Origin of the sequence: Frateuria soli, assembly GCF_021117385.1 — a bacterium.
GTDB lineage: Bacteria > Pseudomonadota > Gammaproteobacteria > Xanthomonadales > Rhodanobacteraceae > Frateuria_A > Frateuria_A soli.
This window is the reverse complement of the sequence record NZ_CP088252.1, coordinates 753,526-771,952: the sequence shown is the minus strand read 5'-3', so window position 1 is coordinate 771,952 and position 18,427 is coordinate 753,526. Positions and strand designations below refer to the sequence as shown.

Below are 18,427 nucleotides of genomic sequence, written 5' to 3'. Positions count from 1 at the left end.
GCCGCGCCATCATGCGCGGATGACCAACGATGCTAGCACGCAGAACGTCGCCCTCGCCGGCCACCTGCTCGACCACTACGCCGGGCGCATCGCGCGTTCACGCCGCCCCTACATCCTCGGGCTGTCGGGCCTGCAGGGCAGTGGCAAGAGCACGCTGGCGCGGGTGATGAAGGCCGGGGCCGAAGCCCGCGGCTGGCCGACCGACGTGCTTACGCTGGACGATTTCTACTATCCGCGCAGCGAGCGCGAAACGCTGGCGCGCGAGGTGCATCCGCTGCTGCGCACCCGTGGCGTGCCGGGCACGCACGAGATCGAGCTGCTGCTCTCGGTGCTGGCCGCGCTGCCGCAGGCGTCGGAAAAACTGCCGGTCACCTGGCCGCGCTTCGACAAAGGCCGCGACACCCGCGTGCCGCCTTCGCGCTGGCCCAAGGTCGCGCGCCCGCCGAAGCTGGTGATCCTGGAGGGCTGGGCCCTGGGCCTGCGTCCGCAATTGCAGGCCGCACTGGACACGCCGGTCAATGCGCTCGAGCGCGACGAAGACCCTGACGGCCGCTGGCGCCATTGGGTGAACAAGCAACTGCGCGCCTACCAGCCGCTGTGGCGCAAGCTCGATGCGCTGATCGTGCTGCAGGCGCCCAGCTGGGACGTCGTGCGTCGCTGGCGTGGCGAACAGGAGGAAGCGCTGCTGGCGCGCAAGGCGCCGCTGGCGATGGATGCCGAAGCGATGGTGCGTTTCCTCGCCCACTTCGAACGTCTCAGCCGCCACGCGCTGGCCACCCTGCCCGCGCTGGCCGACAGCGTGGTCGAGTACGACGAGGACCGCCACGTCACCGGCCTGGCCCACGCCTGAGTCTGACGTCGGACTCCTGGTGTCCGGGTGAGGAGCCACCTGTGGACGGACCACAGGAGCGGCAGCGTTCAGCCTCCCAGCACCGCCGCATAGCCCGACCGGGCATCCGGCCAGCGCGGCACGAACCCGCTCGCCCGCAGCCGCGCGTTGCTGAGCCGCTTGCTGCCCACGCCGGCCGGGGCCGGACCGTCGGGCGGCGACGGTGCGCCCACCAGTCCGGCCAGGTGTTCGTACAGGACGTCCAGAGGCAGCGGCGTGTCGTCCACGCCCAGGTAAAGCGGGCCGGCATCCGGCAACAGCAACAGATGCGCGATCGCTGCCGCCGCATCGTCCACGTGGATGCGGTTGGCCCAGTGCACCTGATCCCGCGGTACGACGGCCAGTCCCGCTCTCAGGCGATCGATCAGTTGCAGCCGCCCCGGTCCATACAGGCCGGCCAGCCGCACTACCGTGGAGCGCACGGGCTGGTCCGCAAGCCAGCGCTCCGCCTCCAGCAGCACGCTGCCGTTGAAGCCGGGCGGCCGGGCTGGCGTGTCCTCGTCCACCCAGTCGCCGGCATGCTCGCCGTAGACCGCGCTGGAAGAGACGAACAGCACGCGCTGCAGCGCGGTGCGGTCAAGCGCTGCAAGCATGGCGCGCAGACCCGTCAGGAAAACCGCCTCGTACGCCGCCCTGGCGCGTGCATCGGGCGCGGGCAGGTAGACCAGCCGGGTGATGCCGTCGGGCAGTGCGCCCAGCGTGGCGGGCGCGGTGAGATCGCCGGCGAGCCAGTGGATACCGCCCTCGCCGCCCGCCGGGGGATGCCGGCGCAGGGCGTACACCTCGAGCCCCCGTGCCCGCAGTCGCCGCGCCACGCGCAGCCCCAGGTCGCCGCAGCCGGCCAGCAAGACGCGTTCGCCCGTGATTGCTAGCATGCGCGCATGAACCCCTCGTGCAACCTGTTCCTGATCGGCCCGACCGGCGCCGGCAAGACGTCGATCGGTCGACGCCTCGCCGCGCATTATGGCCTGCCGTTCCTCGATCTCGACCAGGAGATCGAGCGCCACTGTGGGGTGGACGTGCGTTGCGTGTTCGAGATCGAGGGCGAGGCGGGCTTCCGCCAGCGCGAGAGCACCCTGCTCGATGCGCTCAGCGCACGCGCCGGCGTGCTGCTGGCCACCGGCGCCGGCGCCGTGCTCGATCCGGTCAATCGCCGGCGCCTGGCCGAGCGCGGTTTCGTGCTGTGGCTCGATACCACCGTGGAACAGCAGCTCGAACGCCTGGCGCGCGACACCAAGCGCCCGCTGCTGGCGGGCGAGGATCGCCGCGGCAAGCTCGAGGCGATGGCGCAAGTCCGCGGACCGCTCTACCGCGAGATCGCCGACCTTCGCCTGCCGGGCGAGCACGAGGGCGTGGTGACCGCGAGCGAGCGTTGCCTCGCCCTGCTCGACCAGCACTGGCAACGGCAACAGGCGGCATGAACGAAGCGGACACCCAGACGATCGAGGTCGCGCTCGGCGCGCGGCGCTACCCGGTGTGGATCGGCCGCGGCCTGTTGGGCGACAGTGCCCGCTGGCGCGCGCGCCTGCGTGGGCGCCATGCGCTGGTGATCAGCAACACCACCGTGGCGCCGCTCTACCTCGATCGCGTCGCGCGGGGGCTCGAAGGCCTGCGCTGGTCGAGCTTCCTGCTCGAGGACGGCGAGGCGCACAAGAACTTCGGCAACGCGGGTCGTGCACTGGAAGCGCTCGCCGCGCTGGGCGCCACCCGCGACGCCTGCGTGATCGCACTGGGCGGCGGGGTCGTCGGCGACCTGGCCGGTTTCGCGGCGGCATGCTGGATGCGCGGCATCGATTTTATCCAGATGCCGACCACGCTGCTGGCGATGGTCGACTCCTCGGTCGGCGGCAAGACCGGCGTGAACATGCCCGCCGGCAAGAATCTGGTCGGCGCCTTCCACCAGCCGCGCGCGGTGGTCGCCGACATCGATACCCTGGCCACCCTGCCCGACCGCGAATACCGCGCGGGCCTGGCCGAGGTGGTGAAGGGCGCGGCGATCGGCGACACGGACTTCTTCGGCTGGCTGGAGACGAACGCCGACGCCCTCGCTCGTCGCGAGACTGCCACGCTGGTGGAGGCCATCGCGCGCAAGGTCCGCTACAAGGCCGGCGTGGTCGCGCGTGACGAGACCGAGCAGGGCGAACGCGCGCTGCTCAACCTTGGCCACACCTTCGGCCACGCGCTGGAAACCGCCGGACGCTACGCGGTCTTGCTGCACGGAGAGGCTGTCGCCATCGGCATGGTGCTGGCCGCACGTCTGTCCGAGCGCCTGGGCATGGCCAGCGCCGCCGAGACCACGCGCTTGCGGCAGCTGCTCGATCGCCTCGGCCTGCCTGTTGCCCTGCCCGAAGGGATGGCGCCGGAGCACTTACTCGAGCTGATGCATCTGGACAAGAAGAACACCGCCGGCACGCTGCGGCTGATCCTCTGGCGCGGGATCGGCAAGGCCGAGATCGTGGCGGGCGTCGACGAAGCGGCCGTGTTGAAAACGTTGGCCGAAGCCACCTCCGACCACGCACTATCCGGCCGAACGATCCACCCGTAGGGTGGGCTCGGGCCCACTGCATCTCCCGCCAAGCCGCGACGGTGGGCTGAGCCCACCCTGCGGGCCCGGCCCCGTGCCTCGCCAGCATCGCGGCGGCCCTCTAGAATGTACGTCTTGCGGCATCCCTGCCGCACCATCACGGACACCATGCGCCTCTACCTGCAAACCATGCCCGCCTCGGCCGAAGCGCCGCGCTACGTGCAGATCGTGCTCGAGCAGGACCTGCTCGGCGGCTGGACGCTGTACCGCGAAAGCGGCACGCAGGGTGGCAAGGCCACGCTCAAGCGCGAGCAGTTCCTCGAGCGCGACGCGGCCATCGCAGCGTTCGAGAAGACGCGTGATGCGCAGTTGAAGCGCGGCTTCCGCGTGATGTTCGCCCAGGGCCTGGACGGCCCGCATGGACGCTGATATGACCGCCCCCCTGAAGAACGACCGCTTCCTGCGCGCGCTGCGCCGGGAACCTACCGACACCACGCCGATCTGGGTGATGCGCCAGGCCGGCCGCTACCTGCCCGAGTACCGTGCCACGCGCGAGCGCGCCGGCAGCTTCATGGGGCTGGCGCAGAATCCCGAGTTCGCCTGTGAGGTGACGCTGCAGCCGCTGGAGCGCTTCGACCTCGATGCGGCGATCCTTTTCTCGGACATCCTGACCATCCCGGATGCGATGGGCCTGGGCCTTTCTTTCGCGCACGGCGAGGGTCCGCAGTTCGCCCGTCCCGTGCGCAGCGCCGCCGACGTCGCGGCGCTGTCGGTGCCCGACATGGACGGCGAGCTGCGTTACGTGATGGATGCGGTGCGACTGATCCGGCGCGAACTCGACGGACGCGTGCCGCTGATCGGTTTCTCCGGCAGCCCATGGACGCTGGCCTGCTACATGGTCGAAGGTCACGGCTCGCGCGACTTCGCCACGCTCAAGGCGATGTGCTGGAGCGAGCCGAAGCTCGCCCACCAGCTGCTCGACACGCTGGCGCAGTCGGTCGCCGCCTACCTCCTCGCGCAGGCGGCCGCCGGCGCACAGGCGCTGATGGTTTTCGACACCTGGGGCGGCCTGCTCGGCCCTGCGCCGTTCCGCGAGTTTTCGCTGCGCTACATGAACCTAGTCGTGGCTGCCCTTAAGGCCGACCGGAACGCCCGCGATCTGCCGGTGATCCTGTTCTCCAAGGGCGCGCACCTGCACCTGGCCGAGATGGCCGGCTCCGGTTGCGCCGCGCTCGGCGTGGACTGGACGATCGACCTCGGCGATGCGCGCCGCGCGGTGGCCGGCAAGGTTGCCCTGCAGGGCAACCTAGACCCGGCCGTGTTGCGCTCCAACCCGGAGGTCGTTCGCCGCGAGGCACGCGCCGTCATGGACAGCTACGGCAACCATCCCGGCCACGTCTTCAATCTCGGCCACGGCATTACGCCGGAGGTCGATCCGGATCACGTCAAGGTGCTGGTGGACGAGGTGCACGCCTACGGCCGCCAGCTGCGCGCGGGCTAGCAATGGCCTGGCTGGTCACCAAGTACCTGATCACCGCCGCGGTGGTGGTGCTCGTCTCCGAGGGGGCGAAGCGGAGCGACCGGCTGGGCGGACTGCTCGGCGCGCTGCCGATGGTGACCATCCTCGCGCTGATCTGGCTTTACGTGGAGCACCAGCCGGCGCAGAAGATCGCGAACCACGCCTGGTACACCTTCTGGTACGTGCTGCCCACGCTGCCGATGTTCCTGGTCTTCCCGGCGCTGCTGCCGCGACTGGGTTTCTGGTTCACCCTGCTCGCCTGCGCCCTCATCACGGTGGCGTGCTTCGGCCTGTTCGCACTGGCCGTGCGACGGTTCGGGATCGAACTGCTCTAGCATCCCCGATCGCCGGCTAGCACACCCCCGCTTGCCCTGTCCATACCTCGGGCGCATAGTGGGGCCGCCGGCGACTGGCCGGTCGGCAAAAAGGCATGGGGGTGCCGTTATGTCGCGATTCAATCCTTTGAGCACGCCAGGCTCGGTCACGAGCGCAACGGCGGGGCCATCCGGGCAATACGTCTTTCGCTCTCCGAACTCACTCGGCAATGGGGTCCGGGGCGTGGTCGGAGCCTTCGTCCTGCTCACGCTGGCGGTCCTGGGCGTGATGGCCTACGGGCTGCAACTGCTCCAGCAGGGCATCGACAGCGGGATCACCACTGCGCTGCAGGACAAGCTGGCGGGCGCCGGCTGGCTGCAGCTGAACCTGTTCCGCCTGCAACTGGTGCTCATGCTGGCCTGCTACATCTGGGCCGGCTGCTGGGTATACCGGATGGCCTGCAACGTGCGGGCGCTCGGAGCCCGTGGCCTGGACGACTCGCCCGGCTGGGCGGTCGGCTGGTACGCGGTGCCGGTCATGAACCTGGTGCGGCCACTGCGCGCGATGACCCAGATCTGGCTGGGTTCCCAGGCACCGGCACGCTGGCAGAAGCTCGGTACGCCGTCGTTGCTGCGTGTCTGGTGGGTGTTCTGGATCGCGGGCAACTTCTCCTACTGGTTCGTCACGCAGTATCTGCGGCCCGAGCACACGTTCGAGGGGCTGCATACCCAGCAGGTGCTGTTGCTCTGCGGGCAGGGTCTGAACCTGTGCGCGGCCGCCCTGTTCCTGCTGGTCGTGACGCGCCTGACCCGCATGCAGGTGGAACAGCACGAGCACCAGCAGGCGACGCCTGCGATACACGCATCGTCGCTGGCCGACGCCTTCGTGGCGTAGTTCCACCCGCAATCCGGCGCATCCTGGCCCCGGCTCGCAGCGAGCCGGGCCTTTCGGCTGCCCGCGGGAGGCCCCTCCGGCGCGCGCGCTTGGGGCGATCACTCGCGCCCCGTACAATCACCGGCTCACCTTCCATGACACGCGCGCCGCACGGCGCGCCATCGCGAGCCCCCGATGGACAAGAGTTTCGAACCCGGCCAGATCGAACCGAAGTGGTATGCGCACTGGGAAAAGCGCGGCGCGTTCAAGCCCACCGGCCAGGGCGAGCCCTACTGCATCCTGCTGCCGCCGCCGAACGTGACCGGCACGCTGCACATGGGCCACGCCTTCCAGCAGACCGTGATGGACATGCTGATCCGCTACCAGCGCATGCGCGGCATGAACACGCTGTGGCAGGTCGGCACTGACCACGCCGGCATCGCGACGCAGAAGATCGTCGAGAACCAGCTCGCCGCCGAGGGCGTGAGCCGGCACGATCTGGGCCGCGAACCGTTCGTCGAGCGGGTGTGGAAGTGGAAGGAGGAATCCGGATCCACCATCACCAACCAGATGCGCCGGCTGGGCGTGGCTGCCGACTGGTCGCGCGAGCGCTTCACCATGGACGAGGGGCTCTCGGCCGCGGTGCGCAAGGTGTTCGTCGAGTGGTACCGCGCGGGCCTGATCTACCGCGGCAACCGGCTGGTGAACTGGGATCCGGCGCTGGGCACGGCGGTGTCGGACCTGGAGGTGAACAACGTCGAGCGTGACGGCCACATGTGGTCGATCCGCTACATGACCACCGACGGCGCCGGCTCGGTGGTGGTCGCCACCACGCGCCCGGAGACCATGCTGGGCGACGTGGCGGTCGCCGTGCACCCCGAAGACGAGCGCTACGCGCATCTGATCGGCGCGACCCTGCATTTGCCGCTGACCGGCCGACAGATCCCGGTGATCGCCGACGACTACGTCGACCGCGAGTTCGGCACCGGCTGCGTGAAGATCACCCCGGCGCACGACTTCAACGACTACGCCATCGGCCAGCGCCACAAGCTGGAGCCGATCAACGTCTTCACCCTCGACGCGAAGGTCAACGACAACGCCCCGGAGAAATACCGCGGGCTGGACCGCTACGAGGCGCGCAAGGCGGTGCTGGCCGACCTGGAAGCCGCGGGCCTGCTGGTCGAGGCCAGGCCGCACAAGCTGCAGGTGCCGGTGAGCCAGCGCTCGGACGCGGTGATCGAGCCGATGCTGACCGACCAGTGGTTCGTCGACCTCACCTCCGGGGTGCTGGCCGACGGCCGCCCGGGTGGTCGCACCGCGATCACCGAGCCGGCGTTGGAGGCGGTGCGTTCGGGCGCGATCCGCTTCGTGCCGGAAAACTGGACCACGACCTACACGCAGTGGCTGGAGAACATCCAGGACTGGTGCATCAGCCGCCAGCTCTGGTGGGGCCACCGCATCCCGGCGTGGTACGACGAGGGCGGCAACATCTTCGTCGGCGAGGACGAAGCCGACGCGCGCCGTCATGCCACCAGCAAGCCGGTGGGCGAACTTCGCCAGGACGAGGACGTGCTCGACACGTGGTTCTCCTCCGCGCTGTGGCCTTTCTCCACGCTGGGCTGGCCGATGCAGGGCCCGGTGAAGAACGAGCGCGGCGAGGTGGTCGCCAACTGGGAGCAGGACAAGCTGTTCCTGCCCAGCGCGGTACTGGTCACCGGCTTCGACATCATCTTCTTCTGGGTCGCGCGCATGGTGATGGCGACCCTGTATTTCACGAAACGGGTGCCCTTCCGCGAGGTCTACATCAACGCCATCGTGCGCGATGCCGAAGGCCAGAAGATGTCCAAGTCCAAGGGCAACACGCTGGACCCGCTGGACCTGATCGACGGCATCGCGCTGGAGCCGCTGGTGGAGAAATCCACCCGCTCGCTGCTGATCCCGCAGGTGCGCGAGAAGGTGGAAAAGCGCATCCGCAAGGATTATCCGCAGGGTATCCCCTCGATCGGCACGGACGCGCTGCGCTTCACCTTCGCCGCGCTGGCCAGCTACAGCCGCACGATCAACTTCGACATCAAGCGTGCCGAGGGCTACAAGGCGTTCTGCAACAAGCTGTGGAACGCGGCGCGCTTCGTGCTGATGAACCTGCCCGAGGGCGAACAGACTGCTTCCCCGGCCGCGGTCACCGAGGCCGAGCGCTGGATCCTGGACCGCCTCAAGCAGACGCTGGCGGAGGTCGAGGAGCACTTCGCCACCTACCGATTCGACCTGGTGGCGCAGGCGCTGTACGAATTCGTGTGGAACGAGTACTGCGACTGGTTCCTGGAACTCTCCAAGCCCGCGCTCAACGGTAGCGACGCGCAGGCCGCCGCCTCCACGCGCCACACGCTGCTGGTGGTGCTGGAGACCGTACTGCGCGCCCTGCATCCGGTCATTCCGTTCATTACCGAGGAAATCTGGCAGGCAGTGGCGCCGCGGCTGGGCATCGGGGCGTCCAGCATCATGGAGCGGCCGTGGCCGAAGGCCGCCGAACTGCCGACGGACGAGGCCGCGAGCGCCGAGATCGAATGGACCAAGTCGGTGCTTTCGGGCATCCGCCGCATCCGCTCGGAAATGAACATCGCACCCGGCAAGACCATACCGCTGCTGTTTGCCGACGGCGACGCGCAGGATCGCTCGCGCGTGGCCAAGTTCGCCGCGCAGATCGCCTTCCTCGCCCGCACCGACGCACCGCAGTGGATCGAGCCCGGCGCCGGGGAGCCGGCTGCGGCCGCCGCGGTGGTCGGCAGCCTGCGCGTGCTGATCCCGCTGGCCGGGCTGATCGACCTCACAGCGGAGAAGGCGCGCCTGGCCAAGGAAATCGCGCGCATCGAGGGCGAGATCAGGAAGTGCGAGGGCAAGCTGGGCAACGCCAACTTCGTCGCCAACGCGCCGGCCGAGGTCGTGGCGCAGGAGCGCCAGCGTATCGTGGACTGGGGCACGCAGCTGGACGCGCTGCGGGAGCAGGCGCGCAAACTCGGCTGAACGACACGCACGGGAGCGCCGTATGCGCGACCGGCATGTGCCGCGTCGCGCACGCGGTTGCGCTCCTGCGAAAGAGGCGTCAGGGAGACGCCGGCTCGCGGTCCAGCGCCATCACGATGGCGTCTTCGCGTCCGCCCTTGGCCGGATAGTAACGCGGGCGCCTGCCGATTTCCCTGAAACCGACCGATTCGTAGAGCTGCTTTGCCACCGGATTGGACGGGCGCACCTCAAGGAACACCCGCTCGGCGCCGCTCCAGCGCGCCACGTCGAGCAGCCGGCCGAGCAGGTGTCGGCCCAGGCCGCGCCCGCGCCAGTCCGGACCGATGCACAGGTTGAGCACGTGTGCTTCGCCGGCCGCCACCGAGAGGATGCCGTAACCGGCCACGTCGCCCTCGCAGGACAGGACCCAGCACGGATGCCCGGCCTTCAGGCAGTCGCTGAAGATCCCGGACGACCACGGGAACTCGTAGGACGCATTCTCGATCGCGCTGACCGCGGCAACGTCCTCGCGCCGCATCGCGCGTATCTCGATGCGCGGGCGCGCCACCGCCACCATTACGCACTTTCCGCCAGCGCACGCCGCAACTGGCGCAGCGCGGTCCAGAGCCGGCGCTTGCCGGCGCCGCTCGCGAGCACTTCGCACGGCTCGTCGGCCAGCACGATCTGCGCCTGGTTCATCACCGCCGCGGGCAACTCGCGGCCCAGCGCGTGCGCCTGCGCCTGGCCGAACACCAGGTAGGCGCGTACCGACGGCACGGTGGCAGCGGGGCGTCCGTCCTTGACCGGGATGCGACCCGCACGCGCCAGTTCGGGACCGTAGGCGGCCAGCGCGCGCCCGAGCAGGTCCAGTTCGCGCGCGGCGCAGCCCTCCGGCAACAGCACGATGCAGGAAGCCGCCACTGCCGCTGGCGCGGCAGGCGGCTCGGCCACGGTGTCGGCCACATCCGCCCCCACGGTTGCACGACGCACCAGCGGCGTCACGCCCAGCGCGCGCAACAATCGCGTGCGCCGCGAACCGGGTCCGCGTGTGGCGGGCGCCGCGCTCATGGCCTGGCGCGGCGGGTCCGTCGGCGATGCGCGGCGCGGCCCCACAGGGTCACCGCCGGACCGGAGAGGAGATAGAGCGTGGACACCACGAACAGCACCCGCGGCGGGTCGATCAGGAAGGGCACCAGGATCAGCACCGCCGCCAGCACCCACAGGAACGGCACGCGGTCGCGTTCGCCCATCGGCAGCGACTTGAAGCTGTAGTAGCGGAAACGGCTGACCATCAGCAGGCCCACCACCACCGCCATCACCAGCGTGACGAAGCACAGCTGCGGGCCGGTGACGGCCCACCCCTCGGCACGGAATTTCTCGACGCTCCACACGTACGACATGCACACCGCCGCCGCTGCCGGACTGGCCAGGCCCTGGAAGTAGCGCTTGTCGATCACCCCCACCTGCGTGTTGAAGCGGGCCAGGCGCAGCGCGCCGCAAGCGGCGTAGAGGAAGGCCGCAGCCCAGCCGATCTTGCCCCACACCGGCCCGAAGTCGCGCAGCGAGGACAGCGACCAGTTGTACATCACCAGCGAAGGTGCCAGGCCGAAGCTGACCAGGTCCGACAGCGAGTCGTACTGCACGCCGAACTCGCTCTGGGTGCCGGTCAGGCGTGCCACGCGTCCGTCCATGCCATCCAGCACGGCCGCCACGAAGACCGCGATCGCAGCCTCGGTAAAACGGTGCCCGATGCTTGCCACCACCGCGTAATAGCCGGCGAACATCGCCGCCGTGGTGAACAGGTTCGGCAGCAGGTAGATGCCCCGGTGGCGGGGTGCGCGGACTGGCGTGTTCTCGCTCATGCAACGATCCGTGACGGAATGCGCGAGAGTGTAAACCATCGGCCGTCGGCGGCCCCTCCACGCTTGAGTCCGGCCGTGCGGAGTGTTAACTAGTGCCGGGGCCCCACGCCCTCGGAGAATCCCATGCGCCGCTTGCCCCTGGTCCTCGTGTTGCTTCTGCTCGCGCCCGCGGTCGCCGCGCAGGTGTACAAGTGGACCGATTCGCGCGGCACCGTGCACTACTCCGAGACGCCGCCTCCGCAGGGCACCCGGTACAAGCGCATCAATACCAATGGCATGGAACAGCCGGCCGCGCCGGCGCCTGCCGCCAAATCCGACGCCGTTGCCACCAAGCCGGCGCCTGCAGGCACCGGTGGCCTGCCCAATACGCCGGAAAATCGCGCCAAGCTCTGCACCTCGCTGAAGGCCAATCTGGACCTGCTCAAGGGGAAGGAGGGCGTGATGCTCGAACAGGACGGCAAGTCGGTGCCGCTGGATGAGACCCAGCGCAACCAGCAGATTGCGCTGGCCGAACAGCAGTACCAGCAGTTCTGCGGCCAATAGGGCCTCTGCACCGCTATTCTTGACGCGTAAGCCGGGGATGGGCCACGTATAATCGGCCTCTTTGCCCCCCGGATTACCCGCCATGCGCCTCAGCCATTTCCACCTGGCCACCGTCAAGGAAGTACCCGCCGACGCCGAAATCGCCAGCCATCGGCTGATGTTGCGCGCCGGCATGATCCGCAAGCTCGCCTCCGGCCTCTACACGTGGACGCCGCTAGGCCTGCGCGTGCTGCGCAAGGTCGAGAACGTCGTGCGCGAGGAAATGAACCGCGCCGGTGCGATCGAATTGCTGATGCCTGCGGTGCAGCCGAAGGAACTGTGGGAAGAGACCGGCCGCTGGGAAAAGTTCGGCGGCCAGTTGCTCAAGATCAGGGATCGCAAGGAACAGGAATTCTGTTTCGGCCCGACCCACGAGGAAGTCATTACGGACTTCGCGCGCAATGAGCTGAAGAGCTACAAACAGTTGCCCGTCAACTTCTATCAGATCCAGACCAAGTTCCGCGACGAGATCCGTCCGCGCTTCGGCGTGATGCGCGCGCGCGAGTTCCTGATGAAGGACGCCTACTCCTTCCATCTTTCGTCCGAGTCACTGGGCGATACCTACGGCGCGATGTACCGGGCCTATTCGCGCATTTTCGAACGACTGGGCCTTTCGTTCCGCGCAGTGCAGGCGGACACCGGGGCGATCGGCGGCAATGCCAGCCACGAGTTCCAGGTGCTGGCCGATTCGGGCGAGGATGCGATCGCATTTTCCGATGGCTCCGATTACGCCGCCAATATCGAAAAGGCCGAAGCGCTCGCACCGGCTATCGAGCGTCCTGCCCCGCAGGCACCACTCAAGCGGGTGGATACGCCGACGCAGAAAACGATCGCCGAGGTAAGCGCGTTCCTGGGCGTGCCGCCCCGGCAGTGCGTCAAGACCCTGCTGTTACGCGGGCGCTATGGGCTGGTCGCGCTGTGCCTGCGCGGCGACCACGAGATAAACGAGGTCAAGGCCGGCAAGCTGGCCGAATTGACGGACGAGCCGGTGCTGGCCTCCGAGGAAGAGATTCTCGCCGCGACCGGCACGCGACCGGGCTTCATCGGCCCGGTCGGCCTGCCCGACACAATTCCGGTCATCGTCGACCGCAGTGCCGCGGTACTTGCCGATTTCATCTGCGGCGGCAATGCCGACGGCACCCATTACACCGGCGCCAACTGGGAACGCGATGCGCGCATTACCCGCGTGGAAGACATCCGCCAGGTGGTCGAGGGCGATCCTTCGCCCGACGGGCACGGCACCCTGCACCTGGCCCGCGGCATCGAGGTCGGTCACATTTTCCAGTTGGGGCAGAAATACGCGCAGGCGCTTGGTGCCACGGTGCTGGATGACCAGGGCAAGGCCCAGGTGATGATGATGGGGTGCTACGGCATCGGCGTGAGCCGCATCGTGGCCGCGGCGATCGAACAGTCCCATGACGAGGCGGGCATTATCTGGCCCGAGACCATGGCGCCCTGGCGCGTGGCGGTCTGCATCATCAATCCCAAGAACCTGCCCGAGGTGCGCGCGGCGGCTGAAAACCTCTATGGGAAGCTCGAGGAACGCGGCATAGAAACGGTGCTGGATGACCGCGGGCTGCGCCCCGGCCAGATGTTTGCCGACCTGGAATTGATCGGCATTCCGCACCGGGTGGTGGTCAGCGAGCGTGGACTGGCTGCCGGCACGCTCGAATACCGGCGCCGTGCAGAATCGGAAAACCGTGCCATTACCGAGGACGAATTGTTCACGCTGCTGGCGCAAGAGTAAGTGGCGGTTGCCGTTAAACGGTAGTTTCCGTGCAGTCGGGTTTGGCAATACGCCCGGCCGGTTTTATGCGGTGGATCGCATTATTCCCTGCGGGGGATAATCAGCCGTTTTGCAATTGCCCCCGCCATTGGGCGAGAATGCCTCCCGACAGGAAGCACCGCTCTCATGACGAGAGGCAAAAACACATAATCGAAGACTTATCCGGGAGCCCACGCATGGCAGTCGATATCAAGAACCTCAACCACAACCAGCTCAATGAACTGATCACCAAGGCGCAGGCGCGTCAGAACGAGCTGCGCAAGGAGAAGGTCGCCAAGCTGCGCGAGAAGGTCCATGCCATGGTCAAGGCCGAGGGCTACAACATGGAAGACATCTTCGGCGGCGCTCGCAAGCCTCGTCGCAGCACCGGCACGGTGGCGCCGAAGTACCGCAACCCGGCCAACCCGGAGCAGACCTGGTCCGGCCGCGGCAAGCGCCCGCGCTGGTTCAACGACGCGCTGAAGGCGGGCAAGAAGGAAAAGGATCTGGCGATCTGATTACCCCGTCGCCTTGAACGGAAAAACACCGGCCCCGCGCCGGTGTTTTTTTGTTCATGGGTCCGGACGGGCCCGCTCCTCCCAAGCCCTCCCCGCCTTGCAGCGTCCCTCCCATAGGGGAGAAGGATGCGGATAGGGTCCGGCGGCGGCGCTTCGACTCCGGCGCCGCGCCTCTGCGCTCGGGCGACCCTCACCCGAATCTCCGTTTGCTCTGGACGAAGTCGAAGAGCCGGTCCGCGGAAACTGTCGAATGCGGGGACAGCCCCTCCCCTCAGGGAGAGGGCCTTGAAAGGGCCGGGTATCCGGATGCGCGGCTTGCGGCGAGCGCTTCGGCTCCGGCCGCGACTACGCTCGGCACGAAGAAAGCCACCACACGCCGGACCCGTCAGGCCGCAGTGCCGCCCACGGTCATGCCGTCGATCTTGAGCGTCGGCTGCCCCACGCCGACCGGCACGCTCTGGCCGTCCTTGCCACACACGCCGATGCCCTCGTCGAGCTTGAGGTCGCTGCCGATCATGGAAACGCGGGTGAGCACCTCCGGACCGGCGCCGATCAGCGTGGCGCCCTTGACCGGCACGGTGAGCTTGCCATCCTCGATCAGGTAGGCCTCGCTGGCGGAAAACACGAACTTGCCGCTGGTGATGTCGACCTGGCCGCCACCGAAATTGACCGCATAAAGGCCACGCTTCACCGACGCGATGATCTCGGCCGGATCATGCGAGCCGGCGCGCATGTAGGTGTTGGTCATGCGCGGCATCGGCAGCTGCGCGAACGATTCGCGGCGGCCGTTGCCGGTCGGCTTCATGCCCATCAGGCGCGCGTTCAACTTGTCCTGCATGTAGCCGACCAGGATGCCGTCCTCGATCAGCGTGGTGCACTCGCTCGGCGTTCCCTCGTCGTCCACGCTGAGCGAGCCGCGGCGGTTGGGCAGCGTGCCGTCGTCGACCACGGTGACACCCGGGGCGGCCACGCGCTGCCCGATACGTCCGGCGAAGGCGGAGCTGCCCTTGCGGTTGAAGTCGCCTTCCAGGCCATGGCCGATCGCCTCGTGCAACAGCACGCCGGGCCAGCCGGGACCGAGCACCACGGTCATCTGCCCGGCGGGCGCGTCGACCGAATCGAGGTTGACCAGCGCCTGGCGCACCGCCTCCTCGGCGAAGCCCAAGCCGCGGCCGTTCTCGATCAGCTCGCGGTAGCCGTAGCGACCGCCGCCGCCGGCGCTGCCCTGCTCGCGCCGGCCGTTGGACTCGGCGATCACCTGCACGTTCAGGCGCACCAGCGGGCGCACGTCCGCCGCCAGGGTGCCGTCGGCCCCGGCCACCAGCACGGTGTCCATGGTCGAGGCCAGGCTCACGATCACCTGCTTGACGCGCGGGTCGCGCGAACGCGCATAGGCGTCCACTTCGCGCAGCAGGGCGATCTTGTCCGCATTGGGAAGGCTCTCGACCGGATCCAGTGCCGGGTAGAGCTGGCGAGCACCGTTGAGCGCCAGCGGCTTGCCGGCGCCCTGGCCACCCTGGGCGATCGCGCGCGCCGCCTTGGATGCTTCCAGCAATTGCGGCAGCACGATTTCGTCGGAGTAGGCGAAGCCGGTCTTCTCGCCGCTGATGGCACGCACGCCAACGCCCTGCTCGATGGAATGGCTGCCGTCCTTGACGATGCCCTCTTCCAGCAGCCACGACTCGCTGCGCGAATGCTGGAAGTAGAGATCGGCCGCGTCGATGGACGGCCCCATCAACTGACTGAAGACGCGCTCCAGGTCATGAGTGGCCAGACCGCCGGGGGCCAGCAGCTTGTTTTCGACTTGCGCGATCAGGGAATCCATCGGGGGACCATGGCAATGCAGTGAAAAAGACAATGGTGGCACGCCGCGCCGATTCAACGTACCGGCGCGAAAGGGAAACCCGGCCCGTGGCCGGGTTTCCTGCGCGGGGCGAGAACGCCGGTAACCCGGACCGGCGTTCAGCGTCCAGGCGCTTCGTTGGTCACTTCGAAGCTCAGCTCGACCACGAATTGCTTGGGTTTGGGCGGGGTCACCACGACGCCCTTGGAAACGACGGTAAGCCTCACGTTCCTGATCTGTGCCAGATCGAAGCTGAGGGCCACCGGTTCGGGCTCGGGTGCCTTTCGTCCCGCCCCCTCCCCGCCTCGTCTCGCCGCGGCGTCCACGCGGCCGATGGGAGGAGTTTGCGCGGCGAGCGCCTGTACGCGCTTGAGCTTGGTAGCCATGGTCATTCTCCAGCGTGAAGCCCTGCACTGGAATGCGGGGCGGATGGCTCCCGACCGCCTGGCCGGCCCGCCGCCGGGGGCGACAGCAGGCCCAGGTGCCGGAAGGTGTAATTGCTGGCGATGAGCGTCTCTGCAATTCCTGCGGCGCGCGCGGCCTGCAGCCGCTGGCGCGCGCCATCGAGATCGCCCAGCAGCGCCAGCGTCTCGGCGTTGAGCAGCGCCACTTCGCCTGGTTGCGCATGCAGCGACTCGGCGCGGGCAACCAGCTGCCGGGCGCGGGCCGGGTCGCCCAGCATGATCCGGTAGAAGGCGAGCGAGGCCACCGCACGGGCGTCCCTGGGCTCGACCACCAGATAGCGTTCGGCGCGCACCGAGGCCGCCTCGAACGCCTTGCGCATGTCGGCGGTGCTCGATGCCGGGTCCACCCTGAGCGCCTCGCCCAGGTTGCCCCAGATCATGAAGTCGTCCGGGCCCAGCGTCGTCGCCTGCCGCTGCAGCGCCACCGCGGCAGCAAAGTCGCCGTGCTGGTACTTGAGCAGCCCCAGGTTGGTCACCGCACCGACCGTGGGCTGGATGCCGATTGCGCGCTCCAGTGCCGCCTGCGCGGCCGTATCGTCGCCCGCCTCGATGTACAGCGCGCCCAGCGTTTCCCACAGGTCTTCCCTGCCCGGCTGCAGCTCCACCGCGCGGCGATAGGAGGCCACGGCCTGCGGGACCTTGCCGTCCAGGTACTGCTGGTAACCGAGCTCGGCATGCACGCCGGCATCGTCGGGGTCCAGTGCCAGCGCCTGCTGGAACTGCGCCAACGCCAGGTCGCCATGCCCCTGGGCGGCATAGACCTTGGCCATGCCCACGTGCGATGCGGCCGCCAGCGCGGGCGACTGCGCGCTCCTGCGGTAGTGATCCAGCGCGCGTCCGCCGTCGCCGGCCGCGCGGTACAGGTCGCCCAGCGCCTGGTCCGTTTCCGGCATCGACGGGTCCATCTGCGCGGCGCGCTGGCAGGCAGCCTTGGCATTATCGAACGCCGCCGGGTTGTGGCTGCTCTGGAACCGCCAGATTTCGGCGCGGCAGATGCCGGCCTGGGCCCGCGCAAACTGGCTGTCCTGCCGCAGGGCCTGGCCGAAGTGCGCGATCGCCTGGTCGGCGGCCTCGGGCTCGGCGGCGTGGCGCAGCAGTTGCAGGCCAGCCAGGTAGGTATCGAACGCGGCCGCGTTGCGGGTGGGCGCTAGGCGCCTGGCCAGCCGCTTGCCTCCATCGGGAATCGCCCCCAGCAACGCATGCACCACTTCCTGGGCGATGTCGCTCTGGGTGTCGAAGATGCCCGCCAGCTCGCGGTCGTAGGTGTGACTCCACAGCGTGAAGCCGGTGGCGGTGTCGGTCAGCCGCGCGGTGATGCGCACGCGCGAGCCCTCGCGGCGCACGCTGGCGCCAAGTATCGAGGCCACGCCAAGGCGCTGGCCCAGCGCCTTCGCATCGACCGTCTGGCTGTGGGGCACCGACGGCACCGAGGCGACCACCTTCAGGCCCTGCACGCCCGCCAGTGCGTCGCTCATTTCCTCGGCCAGCCCTTCGGCGAAGTAGTCGTCGTGGGCGTTGCCGCTGAGGTTGGCGAATGGCAGCACCGCCACCGAGGCCGCCACCGGGCTGCGCGGGACCGCGCGCCACTGGAACGCACCCCAGGCCGCCAGCACGCCCAGCAGCAGCACGACCGCCAGCGCCGGCCAGCGCCAGGGTGCGCGGTAATGGCCATGCACCGGCGGATCGGCCGTGCTCCAGGCCGGCGCGACGGCGGCCGGTGGCGACCGCTCGACGGGCCCGGGCAGCGGCGTCGCGAGGGCCACCGGGATGGTGTCGTGCGCCGCAGGAGCGTCCGTGTCCGGTGGCGGCATCGGCGCAGCCGGTTCCTGCAACCGCCCGATGAAGCTGTAGCCCAGCGCATGCCGCGTCTGGATGTAGCGCGGTTGCTGGGGATCTTCGTCCAGTGCGTGGCGCAGTTGCGCGATGGCGCGGGTCAGCACGCCGGGAGTGACGTGGCGATGGCCCCAGACCTGGTCGATCAGATCGTCGCGGCCGATCAGTTCGCCCGGGTGTTGCAGCAGCGCCAGCAGCACGGCAAACGCCTTGGGCTCCACCGGTTGCGGCACGCCCGCCCGCAACAGGGTGTGCGCGGCCGGATCGACCACGACGTCGCCAAAGCGATAAGGCGTAGCTCCCCCGTCGCGTGCGCCCGATTCCATCCGGTTCATCGGGAAACCCTCAGGCGATCACACAAACCTCGGTGTTCGCTCGTGCAAGCCTCGCATGTCCATCATGACTCAAACGCTCTGCCGGTGGAACCTGCACCACGCCGC

18 protein-coding genes are annotated in these 18,427 nt (G+C 68.7%); 11 read left to right on the top strand and 7 right to left on the bottom strand.

The genetic code is table 11. The features are described from left to right. Positions 1-19 precede the first annotated feature (19 nt). Positions 20-850, top strand: coding sequence for a kinase (locus tag LQ771_RS03515; protein ID WP_231351002.1), 831 nt, complete (start codon positions 20-22; stop codon positions 848-850). Between the two features lie 68 nt (positions 851-918). Here the strand turns inward: LQ771_RS03515 and LQ771_RS03510 are convergent, their stop codons facing one another. Next, positions 919-1,764 (bottom strand): NAD-dependent epimerase/dehydratase family protein, encoded by an 846-nt coding sequence (locus LQ771_RS03510; protein ID WP_231351001.1) that lies wholly within the window; start codon positions 1,762-1,764, stop codon positions 919-921. A 6-nt stretch (positions 1,765-1,770) separates the two neighbouring features. On the opposite strand from LQ771_RS03510, the gene LQ771_RS03505 reads away from it, so the two are divergent. The 7 genes from LQ771_RS03505 to LQ771_RS03475 all read left to right on the top strand — a co-directional run bounded on the left by LQ771_RS03505 (position 1,771) and on the right by LQ771_RS03475 (position 9,141). Further along, positions 1,771-2,310: a shikimate kinase gene (locus LQ771_RS03505; RefSeq protein WP_231351000.1), complete on the top strand. Its 540-nt coding sequence runs from the start codon at positions 1,771-1,773 to the stop codon at positions 2,308-2,310. Next, positions 2,307-3,434: a 3-dehydroquinate synthase gene (gene aroB, locus LQ771_RS03500; RefSeq protein WP_231350999.1), complete on the top strand. Its 1,128-nt coding sequence runs from the start codon at positions 2,307-2,309 to the stop codon at positions 3,432-3,434. Before LQ771_RS03505 ends, aroB begins: the two co-directional genes overlap by 4 nt. A 147-nt stretch (positions 3,435-3,581) precedes the next feature. Continuing rightward, a complete protein-coding gene (locus LQ771_RS03495; RefSeq protein ID WP_209619713.1) occupies positions 3,582-3,842 on the top strand; it encodes a WGR domain-containing protein in 261 nt (86 codons plus the stop codon). A 1-nt stretch (position 3,843) separates the two neighbouring features. Further along, positions 3,844-4,914 carry a uroporphyrinogen decarboxylase gene (gene hemE, locus LQ771_RS03490; RefSeq protein WP_231350998.1) on the top strand — a complete coding sequence of 357 codons (1,071 nt, stop codon included), beginning with the start codon at positions 3,844-3,846 and terminating at the stop codon, positions 4,912-4,914. Positions 4,915-4,916: 2 nt separating this feature from the next. Further along, positions 4,917-5,267 carry a DUF3147 family protein gene (locus LQ771_RS03485; protein ID WP_231350997.1) on the top strand — a complete coding sequence of 117 codons (351 nt, stop codon included), beginning with the start codon at positions 4,917-4,919 and terminating at the stop codon, positions 5,265-5,267. 223 nt (positions 5,268-5,490) lie between these two features. Continuing rightward, positions 5,491-6,141 (top strand): DUF4328 domain-containing protein, encoded by a 651-nt coding sequence (locus LQ771_RS03480; protein WP_231350996.1) that lies wholly within the window; start codon positions 5,491-5,493, stop codon positions 6,139-6,141. Between the two features lie 174 nt (positions 6,142-6,315). After that, positions 6,316-9,141, top strand: coding sequence for a valine--tRNA ligase (locus LQ771_RS03475; RefSeq protein WP_231350995.1), 2,826 nt, complete (start codon positions 6,316-6,318; stop codon positions 9,139-9,141). A 79-nt stretch (positions 9,142-9,220) separates the two neighbouring features. Here the strand turns inward: LQ771_RS03475 and rimI are convergent, their stop codons facing one another. From rimI to pssA, 3 genes are read right to left on the bottom strand one after another with little or no spacing between them, the layout of a single operon-like run. Then, positions 9,221-9,697, bottom strand: a complete 477-nt coding sequence (gene rimI, locus LQ771_RS03470) for a ribosomal protein S18-alanine N-acetyltransferase (protein WP_231350994.1) — start codon at positions 9,695-9,697, stop codon at positions 9,221-9,223. Then, on the bottom strand, positions 9,697-10,188 hold the full coding sequence (locus LQ771_RS03465; protein ID WP_231350993.1) for a hypothetical protein: 492 nt from the start codon (positions 10,186-10,188) through the stop codon (positions 9,697-9,699). Before LQ771_RS03465 ends, rimI begins: the two co-directional genes overlap by 1 nt. Continuing rightward, a complete protein-coding gene (gene pssA / locus LQ771_RS03460) occupies positions 10,185-10,982 on the bottom strand; it encodes a CDP-diacylglycerol--serine O-phosphatidyltransferase (RefSeq protein WP_231350992.1) in 798 nt (265 codons plus the stop codon). Before pssA ends, LQ771_RS03465 begins: the two co-directional genes overlap by 4 nt. A gap of 123 nt (positions 10,983-11,105) precedes the next feature. On the opposite strand from pssA, the gene LQ771_RS03455 reads away from it, so the two are divergent. The 3 genes from LQ771_RS03455 to LQ771_RS03445 all read left to right on the top strand — a co-directional run bounded on the left by LQ771_RS03455 (position 11,106) and on the right by LQ771_RS03445 (position 13,847). Continuing rightward, on the top strand, positions 11,106-11,525 hold the full coding sequence (locus LQ771_RS03455) for a DUF4124 domain-containing protein (RefSeq protein WP_231350991.1): 420 nt from the start codon (positions 11,106-11,108) through the stop codon (positions 11,523-11,525). 82 nt (positions 11,526-11,607) lie between these two features. Continuing rightward, positions 11,608-13,311: a proline--tRNA ligase gene (locus LQ771_RS03450; RefSeq protein ID WP_231350990.1), complete on the top strand. Its 1,704-nt coding sequence runs from the start codon at positions 11,608-11,610 to the stop codon at positions 13,309-13,311. A gap of 215 nt (positions 13,312-13,526) precedes the next feature. Continuing rightward, entirely contained in the window at positions 13,527-13,847 is a 321-nt protein-coding gene (locus LQ771_RS03445; protein ID WP_231350989.1) for an H-NS histone family protein, read from the top strand. A 385-nt stretch (positions 13,848-14,232) separates the two neighbouring features. On the opposite strand, the gene tldD is transcribed toward LQ771_RS03445, so the two are convergent. The 3 genes from tldD to LQ771_RS03430 all read right to left on the bottom strand — a co-directional run bounded on the left by tldD (position 14,233) and on the right by LQ771_RS03430 (position 18,322). Then, a complete protein-coding gene (gene tldD, locus LQ771_RS03440; protein ID WP_231350988.1) occupies positions 14,233-15,672 on the bottom strand; it encodes a metalloprotease TldD in 1,440 nt (479 codons plus the stop codon). Between the two features lie 137 nt (positions 15,673-15,809). Beyond that, entirely contained in the window at positions 15,810-16,076 is a 267-nt protein-coding gene (locus tag LQ771_RS03435) for a hypothetical protein (protein ID WP_231350987.1), read from the bottom strand. A gap of 2 nt (positions 16,077-16,078) precedes the next feature. Next, entirely contained in the window at positions 16,079-18,322 is a 2,244-nt protein-coding gene (locus tag LQ771_RS03430) for a tetratricopeptide repeat protein (protein ID WP_231350986.1), read from the bottom strand. Positions 18,323-18,427 lie beyond the last annotated feature (105 nt).

Excerpts from the sequence above, each read along its gene's own strand:
- LQ771_RS03455 (WP_231350991.1), top strand. The coding sequence starts at position 11,106 with ATGCGCCGCTTGCCCCTGGTCCTCGTGTTGCTTCTGCTCGCGCCCGCG.
- LQ771_RS03510 (WP_231351001.1), bottom strand. The coding sequence starts at position 1,764 with ATGCTAGCAATCACGGGCGAACGCGTCTTGCTGGCCGGCTGCGGCGAC.
- LQ771_RS03515 (WP_231351002.1), top strand. The coding sequence starts at position 20 with ATGACCAACGATGCTAGCACGCAGAACGTCGCCCTCGCCGGCCACCTG.
- LQ771_RS03445 (WP_231350989.1), top strand. The coding sequence starts at position 13,527 with ATGGCAGTCGATATCAAGAACCTCAACCACAACCAGCTCAATGAACTG.
- tldD (WP_231350988.1), bottom strand. The coding sequence starts at position 15,672 with ATGGATTCCCTGATCGCGCAAGTCGAAAACAAGCTGCTGGCCCCCGGC.
- LQ771_RS03430 (WP_231350986.1), bottom strand. The coding sequence starts at position 18,322 with ATGAACCGGATGGAATCGGGCGCACGCGACGGGGGAGCTACGCCTTAT.
- aroB (WP_231350999.1), top strand. The coding sequence starts at position 2,307 with ATGAACGAAGCGGACACCCAGACGATCGAGGTCGCGCTCGGCGCGCGG.
- LQ771_RS03505 (WP_231351000.1), top strand. The coding sequence starts at position 1,771 with ATGAACCCCTCGTGCAACCTGTTCCTGATCGGCCCGACCGGCGCCGGC.
- LQ771_RS03435 (WP_231350987.1), bottom strand. The coding sequence starts at position 16,076 with ATGGCTACCAAGCTCAAGCGCGTACAGGCGCTCGCCGCGCAAACTCCT.
- pssA (WP_231350992.1), bottom strand. The coding sequence starts at position 10,982 with ATGAGCGAGAACACGCCAGTCCGCGCACCCCGCCACCGGGGCATCTAC.
- LQ771_RS03475 (WP_231350995.1), top strand. The coding sequence starts at position 6,316 with ATGGACAAGAGTTTCGAACCCGGCCAGATCGAACCGAAGTGGTATGCG.
- LQ771_RS03465 (WP_231350993.1), bottom strand. The coding sequence starts at position 10,188 with ATGAGCGCGGCGCCCGCCACACGCGGACCCGGTTCGCGGCGCACGCGA.
- hemE (WP_231350998.1), top strand. The coding sequence starts at position 3,844 with ATGACCGCCCCCCTGAAGAACGACCGCTTCCTGCGCGCGCTGCGCCGG.
- LQ771_RS03495 (WP_209619713.1), top strand. The coding sequence starts at position 3,582 with ATGCGCCTCTACCTGCAAACCATGCCCGCCTCGGCCGAAGCGCCGCGC.
- rimI (WP_231350994.1), bottom strand. The coding sequence starts at position 9,697 with ATGGTGGCGGTGGCGCGCCCGCGCATCGAGATACGCGCGATGCGGCGC.
- LQ771_RS03485 (WP_231350997.1), top strand. The coding sequence starts at position 4,917 with ATGGCCTGGCTGGTCACCAAGTACCTGATCACCGCCGCGGTGGTGGTG.
- LQ771_RS03450 (WP_231350990.1), top strand. The coding sequence starts at position 11,608 with ATGCGCCTCAGCCATTTCCACCTGGCCACCGTCAAGGAAGTACCCGCC.